We start from the raw sequence: 16526 nt of genomic DNA, 5'->3' as shown, positions 1-16526 counted from the left end.
GAGATTACGTAGTTACGTAATCTCGAAGTCGTGGAACTCGAAGAGCGCATGACCGACCTCGAACGCCGACTGGCGGCGCTGGAAGCGGCCGACCGCACCGCACCCCGCTTCGGTGAGGGCGACTTCTGGGCCATGGAGGGCCTGAAGGCCCAGCTCGCCGAGTTGAAGGCGGCCGACGGAGGGGTGCTGTTCACCGGGGCGGTCCGGATGCCGACCGGCGAGCAGTACGAGTGGCAGCACGGCGCGCTCACCGAAGGGCTGCTGGCCTACGAATGGCCGGACGCCGCCGAGGCGCTCGCCGCACTCGGTCACCCGGTACGGCTCCGGCTGCTCCGTGAGATCGTCGGCGGCCGGCGCACCGCGGCCGAGCTGGCGGAACTGGAGGAGATCGGCACGACCGGCCAGATCTACCACCACTTGCGTCAGCTCACCGGCACCGGCTGGCTGCACACCACCGGCCGCGGCCGCTACGAAGTGCCGCCCGGCCGGGTCGTACCGCTGCTGGTGACGCTCTCGGCGGCGCGTCCCTGACCACTGCCCGGCACAGAGCACGAGGGGGAAGCATGTCCGCACGCAAACTCGCCATGACCGCCTTCCGCGGTCTGCAGCTCGGCTTCATCGGGCTGGTGATCGCCCACATCACCTTCGACTGGGGCTACGCCTGGTGGTGGGACCTCCTGCCCCTGGTCCTGGCGTACGTCCTGGTCATCGCGGTGAACAGGTGGGGCGGCGCACCGGACGCACCTCGCCCGGGCCGTGAGCCGGTCGAGGTCGACCCGCCCGTCACCGGACGCTGGTCCGCGCTGAACAGCCCGGCCGACCGCACCCCGAGCCACGGCGTCCACGCGTACGGACAGACGTACGCCATCGACCTCGTCGCCGAGCCCGAGCCGGGTGCCCGCCCCGGGTTCTCCCTCATATGGCCGCTCGCCCGCCGCTGCTCCGGCTTCCCGGCGTACGGCGCCTCGATGCACGCGGTCGCCGACGCCACGGTCGTGCGTGCCGACGACCGGCAGCGCGACCACCGCAGCCGCACCTCGCTGCCCGCGCTGCTCTACCTGATGCTGATCGAGGGCTCGGTGCGCGAGATGTCCGGAGTCCGTCGGATCCTCGGCAACCACGTCGTGCTGGACCTCGGCGACGGCACCTACGCGGCCTACGCCCATCTGCGGCGCGGCTCGCTCACCGTCCGCGAGGGGGACCGGGTGCGCGCCGGGCAGACACTCGCCCAGGTGGGCAACTCCGGCAACTCCACCGAGCCCCACCTGCACTTCCAGCTGATGGACGGCCCCGACCCGGACACCGCGCGCGGCATCCCGTTCACCTGGCGCGGCACGGGCGTCCCCCGCAACGGCGAGGTGTTCGACATATCCGGTCCGGCGCCGGTCGCCCCCGCATAGGCTTCCACCATGCCCCCGGCCAAGAAGCGCGCCCGTTCCTACGACCCCGTCAAGACCCGCGCCGCCGTGCTGGCGCAGTTCGGGAACGTGCGGGCGGCCGTGCGCACCCTCACCCCCGAGCAGCTCGCGCTGCCGACGCGGCTCGGCGACTGGACCGTACGGGAGCTGGTGGCGCACGTCGGGATGGCGTTGACCGCCGTGGACCGGCTGCTCGACGAGCCCGTGCCCGCGCGGCAGGACGGGCGGCTGCTCGACTGGCCGTCCGCCATCGCCGCCGACGCGGACGCCATCGCCGGCACCGCGCGCCGGCTCGCGGCGGACCACCCCGACCTCGACGCCCACCTCGACGAGGTCGAGCGGCGCTTCACCGCCCGCCTCGACGCGCACCCCGGCGGACGGTTGCTCCCCACCAGCGCGGGCGCCCTGACACTGGCCGACTACGTCGTCACGCGCACCGTCGAACTCGTCGTCCACACCGACGACCTGAACGCCGCCGTCCCCGGCCTCGACGTCCCGTACGACCGTCAGGCCCTCGCCGCCTGCACCCGGCTGCTGGCCGACGCGCTCGCCGCGAAGGCCCCCGGCGGCTCCACGGAGGTGCGGATCCCGCCGTACGCGGTCGTGCAGTGCGTGGAGGGGCCGCGGCACACCCGGGGCACCCCGCCGAACGTGGTCGAGACCGACCCGCTGACCTGGATCCGGCTGGCCGGCGGACGGACGGCCTGGCAGGACGCGGTGGCCGGCGCGAAGGTGAGCGCGAGCGGGGAACGGGCGGACCTCGGACCGTATCTGCCGCTGCTGGGATGAGAGGAACCTGAGGCGGAAGGGGAACCGTTCGCCTCCCGCCTTCGTCGGATCGGCATGTACAGGCAGAAGCACAAGCAGCGCATGACGATTCTGACCGCCGCCGCCGTGCTCGTCCCGTTCCTGGCGGCCTGTGGCAACGAGAAGGCCGGTGCGGGCAGCGGTTCCGCCGACGCGGCACGGTCCCTCGCCGGGACCAGCTGGAGCGTCGACAGTTTCACCGCCGACGGCACCACCCACCGCGCTTCCGACGGCGCGCACCTCACCTTCGACGACAGCGGCCGGGCAGAGGGCAGCTACGGGTGCAACCGGTTCAGGGGCCCGGTCTCCTTCGACGGCGACCGGATCAGGATCGGCGACGGCGACCGCGTGGAGAGCACCCTGATCGCCTGCTCCGAGGAGCTCATGGAACTCGAGACCGCCTTCGTCCGCAGCCTCAACGAGAACGCCCTGAAGGCCGACGTGGACGACGACCGCCTCACCCTCACCACCGACACCGGCGACACCGTCCGCCTCAGCAAGATGAAGGACACCCCGCTGCACGGCACCAAGTGGACCGTCACCACCCCCGCCGCCGACGGCCGCGCCCACCTCACCTTCGACGAGGAGAAGGGCACCGTCGCCGGCCGCCTCGGCTGCAACCAGGTGAGCGCCGACGCCACGGTGCGCGACGGCCATATCACCCTCGGCGCGCCCGCCACGACCCGAATGGTGTGCGAAGACTCACTCATGGACGCCGAGAAGACGCTGACGAAGCTGTTCGACGGCACCGCGGATTACCGGATCGAAGGCCACACCCTCACGCTGACCAGCGAAGACGGAACCCGTGTCCGGGCCGTCGCACAGCGCTGATCCACAGCCGGGGGCACATCCCGCATTCGGACCAGTGGTCGATCTCGCCTACACTCGGGGACGTGCCACGTGGTGACGGACGACTCAACCACGACCTGCTCCCCGGCGAGAAGGGCCCCCAGGACGCTTGCGGCGTCTTCGGTGTCTGGGCTCCGGGTGAAGAGGTCGCCAAGCTCACGTACTTCGGGCTCTACGCCCTCCAGCATCGGGGCCAGGAATCCGCGGGTATCGCGGTCAGCAACGGCTCCCAGATCCTCGTCTTCAAGGACATGGGCCTGGTCTCCCAGGTCTTCGACGAGACCTCTCTCGGTTCGCTCCAGGGTCATATCGCGGTCGGACACGCCCGCTACTCGACCACCGGTGCCTCGGTGTGGGAGAACGCCCAGCCGACGTTCCGCGCCACCGCGCACGGATCCATCGCGCTCGGCCACAACGGCAACCTGGTCAACACGGCGCAGCTCGCCGAGATGGTCGCCGAACTCCCCAAGGAGAACGGCCGCGCCCCCAAGGTGGCGGCCACCAACGACACCGACCTGATCACCGCCCTGCTGGCCGGCCAGCGCGCCGTCGACGGCGAGCCGGTGACCGTGGAGCAGGCCGCGCACGTGGTCCTCCCCAAGGTCAGGGGCGCCTTCAGCCTCGTCTTCATGGACGAGAACACCCTGTACGCGGCCCGCGACCCGCAGGGCATCCGCCCGCTGGTCCTCGGCCGCTTGGAGCGCGGCTGGGTCGTCGCCTCCGAGTCCGCCGCCCTCGACATCTGCGGCGCGAGCTTCGTGCGCGAGATCGAGCCGGGCGAGTTCATCGCCATCGACCAGAACGGGCTGCGCACCTCCCGGTTCGCGGACGCGAAGCCCAAGGGCTGTGTCTTCGAGTACGTGTACCTGGCCCGCCCGGACACCGACATCGCCGGCCGGAACGTGTACCTCTCACGGGTCGAGATGGGCCGCCGCCTCGCGAAGGAGGCCCCGGCCGAGGCCGACCTGGTCATAGCGACCCCGGAGTCCGGCACTCCGGCCGCCATCGGCTACGCGGAGGCGTCCGGCATTCCCTTCGGTGCCGGCCTGGTCAAGAACGCGTACGTCGGACGTACGTTCATCCAGCCCTCGCAGACCATCCGGCAGCTCGGCATCCGCCTCAAGCTGAACCCGCTCAAGGAAGTCATCAAGGGCAAGCGCCTGGTCGTCGTCGACGACTCGATCGTGCGCGGCAACACCCAGCGGGCCCTGGTCCGGATGCTCCGTGAGGCGGGCGCCGCCGAGGTCCACATCCGGATCTCCTCGCCGCCCGTGAAGTGGCCCTGCTTCTTCGGCATCGACTTCGCCACCCGCGCCGAGCTCATCGCCAACGGTATGACCGTCGACGAGATCGGCACCTCGCTGGGCGCCGACTCCCTGGCGTACATCTCCCTCGACGGCATGATCGAGGCGACCACCATCGCCAAGCCGAACCTGTGCCGCGCCTGCTTCGACGGCGAGTACCCGATGGAGCTGCCCGACCCCGAGCTCCTCGGCAAGCAGCTCCTGGAGACCGAGCTGGCCGCCGGCACCGCCGCCCCGGCCGCGGTCGACGCGATCCGCCGCCCGTAAGCCCTGACGGACGACACGAAAGCTCTCACAGTCATGTCCCAGAACACTGGTGCCAGCTACGCAGCGGCGGGCGTCGACATCGAGGCGGGCGACCGCGCCGTCGAGCTCATGAAGGAGTGGGTGAGGAAGACGCGGCGCCCCGAGGTCCTCGGCGGCCTCGGCGGCTTCGCCGGCCTCTTCGACGCCTCCGCCCTGAAGAACTACGAGCGGCCCCTGCTCGCCTCCGCCACGGACGGCGTCGGCACCAAGGTCGACATCGCGCGGCAGCTGGGCGTGTACGACACCATCGGCCACGACCTGGTCGCCATGGTCATGGACGACATCGTGGTGTGCGGCGCCGAGCCGCTGTTCATGACCGACTACATCTGCGTCGGCAAGGTCCACCCCGAGCGGGTCGCCGCGATCGTCAAGGGCATCGCGGAGGGCTGTGTGCTGGCCGGATGCGCCCTGGTCGGCGGTGAGACGGCCGAACACCCCGGTCTGCTGGGTCCGGACGACTTCGACGTCGCCGGGGCCGGTACGGGCGTCGTGGAGGCCGACCGGCTGCTCGGCGCGGACCGCATCCGTACGGGTGACGCGGTGATCGCCATGGCGTCCTCCGGGCTTCACTCCAACGGCTACTCCCTCGTCCGGCACGTCCTGCTGGAGCGCGCCGGGCTCGCCCTGGACGCCCGGATCGACGAGCTGGGCCGCACCCTCGGCGAGGAGCTCCTGGAGCCCACCAAGATCTACTCGCTGGACTGCCTGGCGCTGATCCGCACCACCGAGGTGCACGCGTTCAGCCACGTCACCGGCGGCGGCCTCGCGGCCAACCTGGCCCGTGTGATCCCCGACGGGCTGCACGCGGTCGTCGACCGCTCCACCTGGACCCCCGCGCCGGTGTTCGACCTGGTCGGCCGGACCGGTTCGGTCGAGCGGCTGGAGCTGGAGAAGACGCTGAACATGGGCGTGGGCATGATCGCGATCGTGCCGCAGGAGTCCGTCGACGTGGCGCTGGCGACGCTGGCCGACCGCGGGGTGGACGCCTGGGTGGCCGGTGAGATCACCGACCGCGGCGAGCACGCCACGGGCGCGGCCCTCGTCGGTGACTACGCGAAGTGAGCGACGGTGTGCCGTCCGCGCGGTGGACGCGCGGACGGCACACCGAACCGTGAGGGCTGCCGAGGCAGCACTAAACCCGGTCGGTGACCGGAGTCGCCGACCGGGCTGGTGTTCAGCGCAAGGTCAAGCGCCGCGACGCTGTTGCGAGGACGGGCCGTCCTCGTCCTCGTCGTCGTCCTCATAGAGGTCGGCGTACCGTGCGTACAGGTCGTCGTCTTGCTCATCGTCCTCGAAATGCTCACCATTCGGTGGCTGGTTCGAAGGCGATGCGCCCAGCTCCTCGGCCAGGCGGGAGAGATCAGTCCCACCGCTGTTGTACTTCAGCTGGCGGGCGACCTTCGTCTGCTTGGCCTTGGCCCGGCCGCGCCCCATGGCTCGACCCCCTCAACGACGGGGCTCGACGGCCCCAGAGTCTTGACACGCGTTCATGGTCCAGAACGGACTCTCCGCGGAGAGTCCGGTCCGTAGGGCTTCCACGGTACCTGAGCCCGCGCCCATACGGTACGTCGCCCGCATGACGTGCCCGCGCCCAGAACCTTCGAGGCGCCCCGTCCTCGCTGGTCAACCGCGATTTTAACCACTTATCGACGGTCGACCCGCCGGGAGAAGTGAGAGTTCTCTCCAAGTGCCCTCCGGCGGGTACCGCTCACCTGTGCGAAAGACGCCCCGGGCCGGGCCGCTCGCGCACGCCTCATCGCGCCGGGCGCGCCTCCGCCATCCGCTGCTCGGCGATCCGGTCGGCCGCGGCGGCCGGCGGAATCCCGTCTTCCTTCGCACGTGCGAATATGGCGAGCGTGGTGTCGAAGATCTTGGACGCCTTCGCCTTGCACCGGTCGAAGTCGAACCCGTGCAGCTCGTCGGCGACCTGGATGACACCGCCGGCGTTCACCACGTAGTCCGGCGCGTAGAGGATCCCGCGGTCGGCGAGGTCCTTCTCCACGCCCGGGTGGGCGAGCTGGTTGTTGGCGGCGCCGCAGACCACCTTGGCGGTCAGCACCGGCACGCTGTCGTCGTTCAGCGCCCCGCCGAGCGCGCACGGGGCGTAGATGTCCAGGCCCTCGGTGCGGATCAGCGCCTCGGTGTCGGCGACGGCGGACACGCCCTGGGGGTGCCGGTCGAGGATCCGCCGCACGGCGTCCTCGCGCACGTCGGTGATCACGACCTCGGCGCCCTCGGCGCGCAGGTGCTCCACCAGGTGGTGGCCGACCTTGCCGACGCCCGCGACACCGACCTTGCGGTCGCGCAGCGAGGGGTCGCCCCACAGGTGCTGGGCGGCGGCCCGCATGCCCTGGTAGACGCCGAAGGAGGTGAGCACGGACGAGTCGCCCGCGCCGCCGTTCTCCGGGGAGCGGCCGGTGGTCCAGCGGCACTCGCGGGCCACGATGTCCATGTCGGCGACGTAGGTGCCGACGTCGCAGGCGGTGACGTACCGGCCGCCGAGCGAGGCGACGAACCGGCCGTAGGCCAGCAGCAGCTCCTCGGACTTGATCCGCTCCGGGTCGCCGATGATCACGGCCTTGCCGCCGCCGTGGTCGAGCCCGGCCATGGCGTTCTTGTACGACATCCCGCGCGCGAGGTTCAGCGCGTCGGCGACGGCCTCCTCCTCGGAGGCGTACGGGTAGAAGCGCGTACCGCCGAGGGCGGGGCCCAGCGCGGTGGAGTGGATGGCGATGACGGCCTTGAGGCCGGTGGCGCGGTCCTGACAGAGCACGACTTGCTCGTGGCCCCCCTGGTCCGAGCGGAACAGGGTGTGCAGGACGCCGTCAGATACGTCGGTCACTGTGGTGACTCCTGAGTAAGTAGCGGCGGGTGGGGTCGGCCCCCGTAGAGGTGGCGGGGACCGTGGCACGAGATTAGATCCTCGTGCGCCCACCGGCGGCACCGTGTCCCGGATCACCTCCGTCCGGAGTACCGCCGTGCGTCGATTTGCGCGGTTTCCCACCCGTCCGGGCGGGGGCCGGACAGGTTTTCGCGACGGTCCTCGGGGGAGGGAGCAGGCGTGCCCAAGGTGTCCTCGGTGATCGTCCCCTACGCGACCTACTTGCGCGTGTACGAACCGCTGGCCGCCTTCCCGGAACCGGAACGCGGCCACTGGGCCCGTTACGCCCGCCGCCCCGACCGCCCCTCCTACCAGGAGGAACTCCGCCGGGCGCTGGCCGACCTCGCGCCCACCCCGCCGGTGCCGGTGCCGGTGCACGAGAGCGACGACGCGTTCGTCCTCGAGGTCGGCGGCGTGGTCTGCGTCTGCCCCTGGCGCACCCGGTTGCGCGGCTGGCAGGCCCTGGGCGAGCTCGCCGAGGACTTCCCGCCGCCGGTCCTGGACGCCCTCCTGCCCCCGGTCGTGCGCCACCAGGCGACCCGGGACTACGAGCGCTGGCTGGCCGACCACCCCGACGCCCGGCCGTGGATCCGCACCGCGACCTGGCAGGTGCCGATCAACTGGTTCGTGCTGTTCGCGGACGACGAGCGGGAGTACGGCAAGGGCTCCGCCGACGAGGCGCCCATCCTGCGCTACCGGACCCCGATGGTCCAGGCCCGCCGACGGGTGGCGCGGGGGCTGCGGGCGCTGCGGGACGCCGTGGACGAGAGCCTGCTGATCGACGGTCTCGTGGACGTCGGGCGGTGGCTGGAGGAGTTCCATCCGCGCTCACTGGTCGAACTCGACTACGGCGGACTGGTGCACGCCCTGCCGGCCGGCACGCTCGAGGGCGACCACTCGGCGGCGGACGTGGCCGAGGGGATCGCCGCGCTGCGCCGGGGCGACGAGGAGGGCGCGGGGGAGGCCTACGGGCGCCTCGTGGAGCGCTGGCGTTCGGTTCGCGACCTGCGTTCGGCGAACTGACGTTTGACCAAACGCCGTTCTTGGGGTTTCGTCTTCGCCCTGGGGTGTCTGAGGTTCCGTCAGCGCGGGCCCGAGAACGGACGTAGGCGTCGATCCGGGCGTATGTCCCAAGCGCGCCAAGCGTGACGGACCGCACTTACGTGGCCCTTGCGCCCCTTGCCCGCCCTCATGCCAAAATAGGACAAGGAGTCCGGCGAGGGCTCCTCCGTCCTGATGTGCTCGACTATGGGCGGAATCTCGGCAATGCATGCTTTGGGGGGTCTGGTGACTCCTGATCGCTGCTGTGACTGATCGTCACAGTGGCGTGACTGTCCGCTATGGCACGGTCCATCGGCTTCCGCGGCTGATGAACACCTGGGAGGGCAATTCCATCGGTTTGGCCGACGTGGCTGGACAGATGGTGTAGTTGTAGTGCCGAGGACAAGCCGTTCGTCCTATAACCGACTCGACTCGCGTCCGCCATTTCGGGCAACGCGGGTCAAGGTGCAGAATTTAGAGGAAAGAACCGAGAAGGTTCGGTTCTCCCGAGGAGGCCGCTCATGACCGCTCGCACCCCTGATGCCGAGCCGCTGCTGACCCCGGCTGAGGTCGCCACCATGTTCCGCGTCGACCCGAAGACGGTCACGCGCTGGGCGAAGGCAGGCAAGCTCACGTCGATCCGCACGCTCGGCGGGCACCGCCGCTACCGCGAAGCCGAGGTCCGCGCACTGCTCGCGGGCATTCCGCAGCAGCGCAGCGAAGCCTGAACAACCGTATGAACCGGGCACAACCGGCTGGTCCCCCACCGGCCGAGACGCCCGGGAACCCTGGCTCCAAGCGACGCGGGGACTGCCCCAACAGGCCCCTCGCCCAAGCTGATCAGAGCTTTCCAGGCAACTGAACAAGGGTGCGTCGTCGATCGCGCTGGACCCCGCCGGGTCCAGCGCGATCTTTTTTGTGCGCTCATGGGGGTCGGGCCGGCTCGGGCGGGGGTCCGGAGGACGCCCTGTGCGCGGGCTTGTCGGACTCTGGGGACGGCTGGGGGATCACCTGTGCGCCGGCCGGCGAGCACCTCTCCGAGTGGTGCAATTGCACATATTAAATTGACCTGTTGTAGGAGAGGTGTAAGTACAGCACTTCCCAAAACTCATGCGGTGACACCCGTCACATACCAGTCGGCTTGTTGAGTCCGTGGCATATGCGCTAAAGGGAACGGGCGTTGGGGCCGGGTTGTTCCCCGGCGGGTCGGGAGGCGTCCCGGGAGGTGTCCGAGGGGCGGGGCGCGGAGTCCATCGCCAGCCGCAGGAGGCGGTGGCAGATCGGGCAGTGGCGGGTGAGGTGCCGGTACGACGACGCGGCCGACAGGTGCGCACGGAGCAGCGCCCGTGTCTCGTGCCCAGCCGATGCCGCCATACGCCACCTCCAGGTGGGCACACGGAGCGGTGCCCTGCTTCCTGGAGTACCGAGGGACGGCGGGCCCGTCAAGACGGCAGAGGGCCGCACAGCGCCCCGCACGAGCGCAGGGGCCCGGGTCCGAGGACCCGGGCCCCTGTCATGAGAACGGCCCGCGGTCTCTCGCGGGGCGGGATCTCATGCGGAAGGCCCGCACCCCTCGCGGGATACGGGCCTTCCGGTAACTGCGGTCCTGACGGGATTTGAACCCGCGGCCTCCACCTTGACAGGGTGGCGAGCACTCCAAACTGCTCCACAGGACCAGGTTTCGCGGCGCTCACGCGACGGAGTCGCATATTGGATTCCGCCTTCGTTGCGCTGCGAGAAGGACTGTACAGGAGGTGGAGCCTCCTGGTCGAACTCACCCTGTGTGCGGGTTCCGTCACGGCACCGCCGCGTCGATCGCCTTCACGATCCGCTTGTCCGACACGGGGTACGCCGTACCGAGCGCGTGGGCGAAGTAGCTGACCCGCAGCTCCTCGATCATCCAGCGGATGTCCCGCACCTGCTGCGGCACCGGCCGCCCCTGCGGCAGCTGCTCCAGCAGCCACGCGTACTCGTCCCGCATCTCATGGACCTTCTCCATGCGCGTGGTGTCCCGCTGCACGTTCGCCGGCATCTGCTGCAGGCGCCGGTCCGCGGCCACCAGATAGCGCATCAGGTCCGGCAGCCGCCGCAGCCCTGCCTCCGTCACGAAACCGGGCCGCACGAGCCCGTCCAGCTGCCCCCGTACGTCCTGGAGGTTCGGCAGCAGCGCGGGGCTCCGTACGCCCTTCAGACGGCGCTCGCAGGCCTGCCACGCCGCCAGCACCTGCTGCACCTGGCCCACCGCGCGGACCGTCGTGTCGACGATCTCCGCGCGGACCTTGTCGTACAGCTTCCGGTAGGACTCCTCGTCCCACACCGGCCCGCCGAAGTCGGCGATCAGCTTGTCCGCCGCGGCCGTCGCGCAGTCGTCGAACAGGGCCTGCACCGAACCGTGCGGATTGGCGGACAGCGCCAGCTTCTGCGCGTTCGTCAGCTTCTCGGACGCGAACTTCGCGGGGTTCACCGGGATCCCCAGCAGGATCAGCCGGCGCGTGCCCTTCCACATCGCCTCCGCCTGCTCGGCCTCCGTGTCGAACAGCCGGACCGACACCGTGTCACCGTCGTCGACCAGCGCCGGGTACGCCTTCACCGGCTGACCGGCCCGCCGGGTCTCGAACACGCGGGTGAGCGAACCGATCGTCCAGTCCGTCAGCCCCTTGCGCTCCAGGGACTCGCCGCCCTCACGCTGCGCCGTGGCGGCGGCCGCCTGCGACAGCGCCTGGCGGGCCTTCGGCCGCAGCCTGAGCCTGAGCGCCTCCAGGTCCTTGTCCTCGGCGATCTTGCGACGCCGCTCGTCAACGATCCGGAACGTCACCTTCAAGTGGTCCGGAACGCGGGACCAGTCGAAGTCCTCCGCCTCGAAGGGCACCCCGACCATCCGCTTCAGCTCACGGGCCATCGTCACGGTCAGCGGCTCCTGCAGGGGGACCGCACGCTCCAGGAACGCCTTCGCGTAGTTCGGCGCCGGCACGTAGTTCCGCCGGATCGGCTTGGGGAGCGAACGGATCAGCTCCGTGACGACCTCCTCGCGCAGCCCCGGGATCTGCCAGTCGAACCCCTCGTCCGTCACCTGGTTCAGGACCTGGAGCGGTACGTGGACCGTCACACCGTCGGCGTCCGCACCCGGCTCGAACTGGTACGTGACCCGGAACTTGAGCGGGCCCTGCCGCCACGAGTCGGGGTAGTCCGCCTTGGTGACCGCCTCCGCCGACTCACGGATCAGCATCTCCCGCTCGAAGTCGAGGAAGTCCGGCTGCTCGTGCCGCTTGTGCTTCCACCACGAGTCGAAGTGCGCCCCCGACACCACGTGTTCGGGGATCCGCTGGTCGTAGAAGTCGAACAGGGTCTCGTCGTCGACCATGATGTCCCGGCGCCGGGCGCGGTGCTCCAGCTCCTCGACCTCGGTCAGCAGCTTCCGGTTGTCGGCGTAGAACTTGTGGTGCGTCCGCCAGTCGCCCTCGACCAGCGCGTTGCGGATGAACAGCTCCCGGGAGACCTCCGGGTCGATCCGGCCGTAGTTCACCTTGCGCTGCGCCACGATCGGCACGCCGTACAGCGTCACCTTCTCGTACGCCATCACGGCCGCATGGTCCTTCTCCCAGTGCGGCTCGCTGTACGTGCGCTTGAGCAGGTGCTCCGCGAGCGGCTCCACCCACTCCGGCTCGATCTTCGCGTTGACCCGCGCCCACAGCCGGGACGTCTCCACCAGTTCGGCCGACATCACGAACCGCGGCGGCTTCTTGAACAGCGCCGAGCCCGGGAAGATCGCGAACTTGGCGTTCCGCGCGCCCAGGTACTCGTTGCGCCCGCCGTCCTTGCGGCCGGTGCCCGGACCGGAGTCCTTGGACTCCTTCACGTCCTTCATGCCGATGTGCGACAGCAGACCGGCCAGCAGGGAGACGTGGACGCGGTCGTCGGGGGCGTCCTCCTCGTTGAGGTGGATGCCCATCTGCTTGGCGACCGTGCGCAGCTGCGTGTAGATGTCCTGCCACTCGCGGATCCGCAGGAAGTTCAGGTACTCCTGCTTGCACATCCGGCGGAACGACGACGAACCGCGCTCCTTCTGCTGCTCGCGGACGTACCGCCACAGGTTGAGGTAGGCGAGGAAGTCGCTGGACTCGTCCCGGAACCGGGCGTGCTGCTGATCGGCCTGCGTCTGCTTGTCGGCGGGCCGCTCCCGCGGATCCTGGATGGACAGCGCGGCGGCGATGACCATCACCTCGCGGACACAGCCGTTCTTGTCCGCCTCCAGCACCATGCGGGCCAGCCGCGGGTCCACCGGCAGCTGCGCCAGCTTCCGCCCCGTCTGCGTCAGCCGCTTGCGGGGATCCTTCTGCGCCGCGTCCAGCGCGCCCAGCTCCTGGAGCAGCTGCACGCCGTCGCGGATGTTGCGGTGGTCCGGCGGGTCGATGAACGGGAACTTCTCGATCTCGCCCAGGCCGGCCGCCGTCATCTGCAGGATGACCGAGGCGAGGTTGGTGCGCAGGATCTCCGCGTCCGTGAACTCCGGACGGGCCAGGAAGTCGTCCTCGCTGTACAGCCGGATGCAGACACCGTCCGACGTACGGCCGCAGCGGCCCTTGCGCTGGTTGGCGCTGGCCTGCGAGACCGGCTCGATCGGCAGCCGCTGCACCTTGGTGCGGTGGCTGTAGCGGGAGATGCGGGCGAACCCGGGGTCGATGACGTACTTGATGCCCGGCACGGTCAGGGACGTCTCGGCCACGTTCGTCGCCAGGACGATCCGGCGGCCGCTGTGCTGCTGGAACACCCGGTGCTGCTCGGCGTGGGACAGCCGGGCGTACAGCGGCAGCACCTCGGTCGACCGGTACCGCTTCTTCGTGAGCGCGTCCGCCGTGTCCCGGATCTCCCGCTCACCGGAGAGGAACACCAGGATGTCGCCGGGTCCCTCCGCCATCAGCTCCTCGACGGCGTCCGTGATCGCGGTGATCTGGTCCCGGTCGGCGTCCTCCGAGTCCTCCTCAAGGAGCGGCCGGTACCGCACCTCCACCGGATACGTGCGCCCGCTGACCTCGATGATCGGCGCGTCCCCGAAGTGCCGGGAGAAACGCTCCGGGTCGATGGTCGCCGACGTGATGACGACCTTGAGGTCCGGGCGCTTCGGCAGCAGCTGGGCGAGGTAACCGAGCAGGAAGTCGATGTTGAGCGACCGCTCGTGCGCCTCGTCGATGATGATCGTGTCGTAGGCGCGCAGCTCACGGTCGGTCTGGATCTCCGCGAGCAGGATGCCGTCGGTCATCAGCTTGATGAACGTGGCGTCCGGGTTCACCTGGTCGGTGAAGCGGACCTTCCAGCCGACGGCCTCGCCCAGCGGCGTGTCCAGCTCCTCCGCCACCCGCTCCGCGACCGTACGCGCGGCGATCCGGCGGGGCTGCGTGTGCCCGATCATGCCCCGGACACCCCGGCCCAGCTCCACGCAGATCTTCGGGATCTGCGTGGTCTTGCCGGACCCGGTCTCACCCGCGACGATCACCACCTGGTGATCACGGATCGCCTCGGCGATCGCGTCCTTCTTCTGGCTGACGGGCAGCTGCTCGGGATACGTGACCGCCGGCACCCGGGCGCGCCGCCCCGCCATCCGCTCCTCGGACGCGGCGACCTCCGCCTCGATCTCGGCGAGCACGGCGGCACGGGCCTCCGGCTTGCGGATCTTGCGTGCGCCCTCGAGCCTGCGCCCGAGCCGGTGCGCGTCGCGCAGCGACAGCTCGGTGAGGCGGGAGGCGAGGGAACCGAGAGCGGGGGCAGAGTGCGTAGACATACGGACTCCAGGGTCTCATCCCGCGAAAATTCGCGGCCAATGATTTTGCCGGGGCACATGTGCGGGGGCACACAACAAGGCCCCGATCAATGATCGGGGCCTTTGCTGTGGCTGGGGCCGGGGTCGAACCGGCGACCTATCGCTTTTCAGGCGATCGCTCGTACCAACTGAGCTACCCAGCCGAGGTGTTTCACGTGAAACACCAGCGGTCCTGACGGGATTTGAACCCGCGGCCTCCACCTTGACAGGGTGGCGAGCACTCCAAACTGCTCCACAGGACCAAGCGTGTCGTACGACAGTGTCGCACAGGGTGGTGCGTGCCCCCAACGGGATTCGAACCCGTGCTACCGCCTTGAAAGGGCGGCGTCCTAGGCCGCTAGACGATGAGGGCTATCGGCCCGCCTGGGCGCTTCTCAGCGCGTCGGGGACGTGAGAAGCATATGGGATGGCGGGAGGGATCGCCAAAACGGTTTATGGAGCGGGCGTCGAGGGGGTGGCCGAGGAGGTCCCGGAGGAGGGGGACGGCGAGGTGGTCGCGCCCGGCTGGTTCTCCTTCGGGAGGTGGCGGCTGACCTCCGCCGTGGTGAGGCCGAGGCCGCCCAGTTCGATGGAGTCCCAGGCCTGGAGGCGGCGGGTGTCGCGGTCGAAGTAGAGGATCGACGTCTCGATCGGGTCCGGGTACTTCCCCTCGATGGCGCGCAGGCCGCTGCCGCCGGTGGAGCCCTCGACGCGCAGCCGGGTGCCGTACCGCATGACCTCCGTCTCCTCGCGGTGGATGTGGCCGGACAGCACCAGCGGCACGGTGCCGTCGACCTCGCGTGCCGCCGACGGCTCGTGGACGACCGCCACGTCCACCGGGGTGCCGGCGGTCCGCTGGTCGCGCAGGGCGGAGGCGAGCCGGGCGCCCGCCAGTTCCTGGGACTGCTCGGCCCCGGTCCGCTGCGAGCGGTCGGGGGTGAACTGCGGGTCCCCGATGCCGGCGAAGCGCAGCCCGGCGACGGTCTTCGCCCTGCCGTCGTCGAGGACGTGGACGTTCTTCAGGCCTTCGAGATAGCGCTGGGTGACCAGCGAGTCGTGGTTGCCGCGGACCCAGACGTAGGGGGCGCCCAGGTCCTCGACGGGGTCCAGGAAGCCGTTCTCGGCGGCGGTGCCGTGGTCCATCGTGTCGCCCGAGTCGACGATCACGTCCACCCGGTACTGCTCCACCAGCGAGGCGATGATCTTCCAGCTGGCCGGGTTGAGGTGGATGTCGGAGACGTGCAGGACGCGCAGGGTGGTCGGGTCCGGCTGGTAGGCGGGGAGGGTGGAGGTGGCGTCGTAGAGCTTGGTCACGTTGGTGACCAGGCGCGCCAGCTCCTTCTGGTAGACGTCGAACTCCGTGACGATGCTGCGCGCGTCGCCGACCAGGGACGGGGCGGAGGAGAGCAGGCCGGAGAACCTGGGTTCCAGGACGGAGTCGGGGTTCCAGGTGGCGTACGCGGTGCCGCCGGACGCGGCCAGCAGGCCGAGGGCGAGGCCGCCGGCGGCGAGGGCGCGGCGGGGGCGGCGGTAGACGGCGAGGCCGAGGGCGGTGGCGCCGGTGACGACGGCGACGCAGGAGCGTACGGCGAGGTCGGCGGTGCCGTGGGTGATGTCCCGGGTGACCTCGTCCTGGAGGCCGGAGAGGCGTTCGGGGTGGTCGACGAGGGCCTGGGAGCGCTCGGGGTCGAGCTGGTCGACGTTGACGTCCAGGCGGACGGGGGCGATGTGGCTGTCGAGCTGGAGGGCGCCCAGGGGAGAGATGTTGATCTTCGTGCCGCCGGTGACGGAGGGGCGCAGGGTCATGGTGGTGTTCATGGGGCCCACGGGGACCCGGACGTTGCCGACGATCAGCAGGCCGAGCCAGGCGCCGAGGACGACCACGGCGACGAGGCCGGCCGCGCGCGCCCAGGGCCGCGGCTGCGGGGTGAGGGCGAGCGTCGCGGTGGTGGGCCGGGGGGAACGCCGGCGGCGGGTGAGGGCCCGCGGGGCCCGGGGGAGGCGGTGGAGGGCGTTCAGGACGGCGGAGGGGACGCGGGCCATTGGTCCCGTATGCCCAAGTCGGTGGCCGGATATGCCGGGCCCGCGCGCAACTCGTACGGACGGCTCGTACCCGACAATGGCTT

13 protein-coding genes and 4 tRNA genes are annotated in these 16526 nt (G+C 70.3%); 8 read left to right on the top strand and 9 right to left on the bottom strand.

Annotated features, from left to right (window positions below):
* The first annotated feature begins 30 nt into the window (after positions 1 to 30).
* From AB0A94_RS22065 to purM, 6 genes are all read left to right on the top strand, one after another.
* Complete coding sequence (locus AB0A94_RS22065) at positions 31 to 531, top strand: helix-turn-helix domain-containing protein (RefSeq protein ID WP_361746724.1); 501 nt, start codon at positions 31 to 33, stop codon at positions 529 to 531.
* A gap of 32 nt (positions 532 to 563) precedes the next feature.
* Positions 564 to 1400, top strand: a complete 837-nt coding sequence (locus tag AB0A94_RS22060) for a M23 family metallopeptidase (protein ID WP_361746721.1) — start codon at positions 564 to 566, stop codon at positions 1398 to 1400.
* A gap of 9 nt (positions 1401 to 1409) precedes the next feature.
* Positions 1410 to 2207: a sterol carrier family protein gene (locus AB0A94_RS22055; RefSeq protein WP_361746719.1), complete on the top strand. Its 798-nt coding sequence runs from the start codon at positions 1410 to 1412 to the stop codon at positions 2205 to 2207.
* Between the two features lie 54 nt (positions 2208 to 2261).
* Complete coding sequence (locus AB0A94_RS22050; protein ID WP_361746717.1) at positions 2262 to 3056, top strand: META domain-containing protein; 795 nt, start codon at positions 2262 to 2264, stop codon at positions 3054 to 3056.
* Positions 3057 to 3118: 62 nt separating this feature from the next.
* Positions 3119 to 4645 (top strand): amidophosphoribosyltransferase, encoded by a 1527-nt coding sequence (gene purF, locus AB0A94_RS22045; RefSeq protein ID WP_361746715.1) that lies wholly within the window; start codon positions 3119 to 3121, stop codon positions 4643 to 4645.
* 33 nt (positions 4646 to 4678) lie between these two features.
* On the top strand, positions 4679 to 5746 hold the full coding sequence (gene purM, locus AB0A94_RS22040) for a phosphoribosylformylglycinamidine cyclo-ligase (RefSeq protein ID WP_361746713.1): 1068 nt from the start codon (positions 4679 to 4681) through the stop codon (positions 5744 to 5746).
* Between the two features lie 123 nt (positions 5747 to 5869).
* Here purM and AB0A94_RS22035 read toward each other — a convergent pair whose 3' ends face one another.
* Positions 5870 to 6118, bottom strand: coding sequence for a DUF3073 domain-containing protein (locus AB0A94_RS22035; protein ID WP_073933448.1), 249 nt, complete (start codon positions 6116 to 6118; stop codon positions 5870 to 5872).
* A 319-nt stretch (positions 6119 to 6437) separates the two neighbouring features.
* Complete coding sequence (locus AB0A94_RS22030) at positions 6438 to 7526, bottom strand: Glu/Leu/Phe/Val dehydrogenase dimerization domain-containing protein (RefSeq protein ID WP_361746711.1); 1089 nt, start codon at positions 7524 to 7526, stop codon at positions 6438 to 6440.
* Positions 7527 to 7745: 219 nt separating this feature from the next.
* Here AB0A94_RS22030 and AB0A94_RS22025 point away from each other — a divergent pair, with 219 nt between their 5' ends.
* Positions 7746 to 8588, top strand: coding sequence for a hypothetical protein (locus AB0A94_RS22025; protein WP_361746709.1), 843 nt, complete (start codon positions 7746 to 7748; stop codon positions 8586 to 8588).
* Positions 8589 to 9127: 539 nt separating this feature from the next.
* Entirely contained in the window at positions 9128 to 9334 is a 207-nt protein-coding gene (bldC, locus tag AB0A94_RS22020; protein ID WP_003949541.1) for a developmental transcriptional regulator BldC, read from the top strand.
* A 436-nt stretch (positions 9335 to 9770) separates the two neighbouring features.
* Here bldC and AB0A94_RS22015 read toward each other — a convergent pair whose 3' ends face one another.
* From AB0A94_RS22015 to AB0A94_RS21985, 7 genes are all read right to left on the bottom strand, one after another.
* On the bottom strand, positions 9771 to 9980 hold the full coding sequence (locus AB0A94_RS22015; RefSeq protein WP_361746707.1) for a DUF6274 family protein: 210 nt from the start codon (positions 9978 to 9980) through the stop codon (positions 9771 to 9773).
* A 227-nt stretch (positions 9981 to 10207) separates the two neighbouring features.
* Positions 10208 to 10282 (bottom strand) — tRNA-Asp (locus AB0A94_RS22010).
* 119 nt (positions 10283 to 10401) lie between these two features.
* Complete coding sequence (gene hrpA, locus AB0A94_RS22005) at positions 10402 to 14382, bottom strand: ATP-dependent RNA helicase HrpA (protein WP_361746705.1); 3981 nt, start codon at positions 14380 to 14382, stop codon at positions 10402 to 10404.
* Positions 14383 to 14490: 108 nt separating this feature from the next.
* Positions 14491 to 14564 (bottom strand) — tRNA-Phe (locus AB0A94_RS22000).
* 24 nt (positions 14565 to 14588) lie between these two features.
* Positions 14589 to 14663 (bottom strand) — tRNA-Asp (locus tag AB0A94_RS21995).
* Positions 14664 to 14700: 37 nt separating this feature from the next.
* Positions 14701 to 14773 (bottom strand) — tRNA-Glu (locus AB0A94_RS21990).
* Between the two features lie 80 nt (positions 14774 to 14853).
* Positions 14854 to 16443: a metallophosphoesterase gene (locus AB0A94_RS21985; protein ID WP_361746703.1), complete on the bottom strand. Its 1590-nt coding sequence runs from the start codon at positions 16441 to 16443 to the stop codon at positions 14854 to 14856.
* Positions 16444 to 16526: the final 83 nt, after the last annotated feature.

This window comes from Streptomyces sp. NPDC044984 (assembly GCF_040646935.1).
GTDB lineage: Bacteria > Actinomycetota > Actinomycetes > Streptomycetales > Streptomycetaceae > Streptomyces.
The sequence above is the reverse complement of the archived record's forward strand: the minus strand, read 5'-3'. Positions and strand labels throughout refer to the sequence as shown.

Coding starts and splice junctions, on each gene's coding strand:
- AB0A94_RS21985 (WP_361746703.1), bottom strand. CDS start 16,443: ATGGCCCGCGTCCCCTCCGCCGTCCTGAACGCCCTCCACCGCCTCCCC.
- AB0A94_RS22015 (WP_361746707.1), bottom strand. CDS start 9,980: ATGGCGGCATCGGCTGGGCACGAGACACGGGCGCTGCTCCGTGCGCAC.
- AB0A94_RS22055 (WP_361746719.1), top strand. CDS start 1,410: ATGCCCCCGGCCAAGAAGCGCGCCCGTTCCTACGACCCCGTCAAGACC.
- AB0A94_RS22050 (WP_361746717.1), top strand. CDS start 2,262: ATGTACAGGCAGAAGCACAAGCAGCGCATGACGATTCTGACCGCCGCC.
- AB0A94_RS22060 (WP_361746721.1), top strand. CDS start 564: ATGTCCGCACGCAAACTCGCCATGACCGCCTTCCGCGGTCTGCAGCTC.
- purM (WP_361746713.1), top strand. CDS start 4,679: ATGTCCCAGAACACTGGTGCCAGCTACGCAGCGGCGGGCGTCGACATC.
- hrpA (WP_361746705.1), bottom strand. CDS start 14,382: ATGTCTACGCACTCTGCCCCCGCTCTCGGTTCCCTCGCCTCCCGCCTC.
- AB0A94_RS22035 (WP_073933448.1), bottom strand. CDS start 6,118: ATGGGGCGCGGCCGGGCCAAGGCCAAGCAGACGAAGGTCGCCCGCCAG.
- bldC (WP_003949541.1), top strand. CDS start 9,128: ATGACCGCTCGCACCCCTGATGCCGAGCCGCTGCTGACCCCGGCTGAG.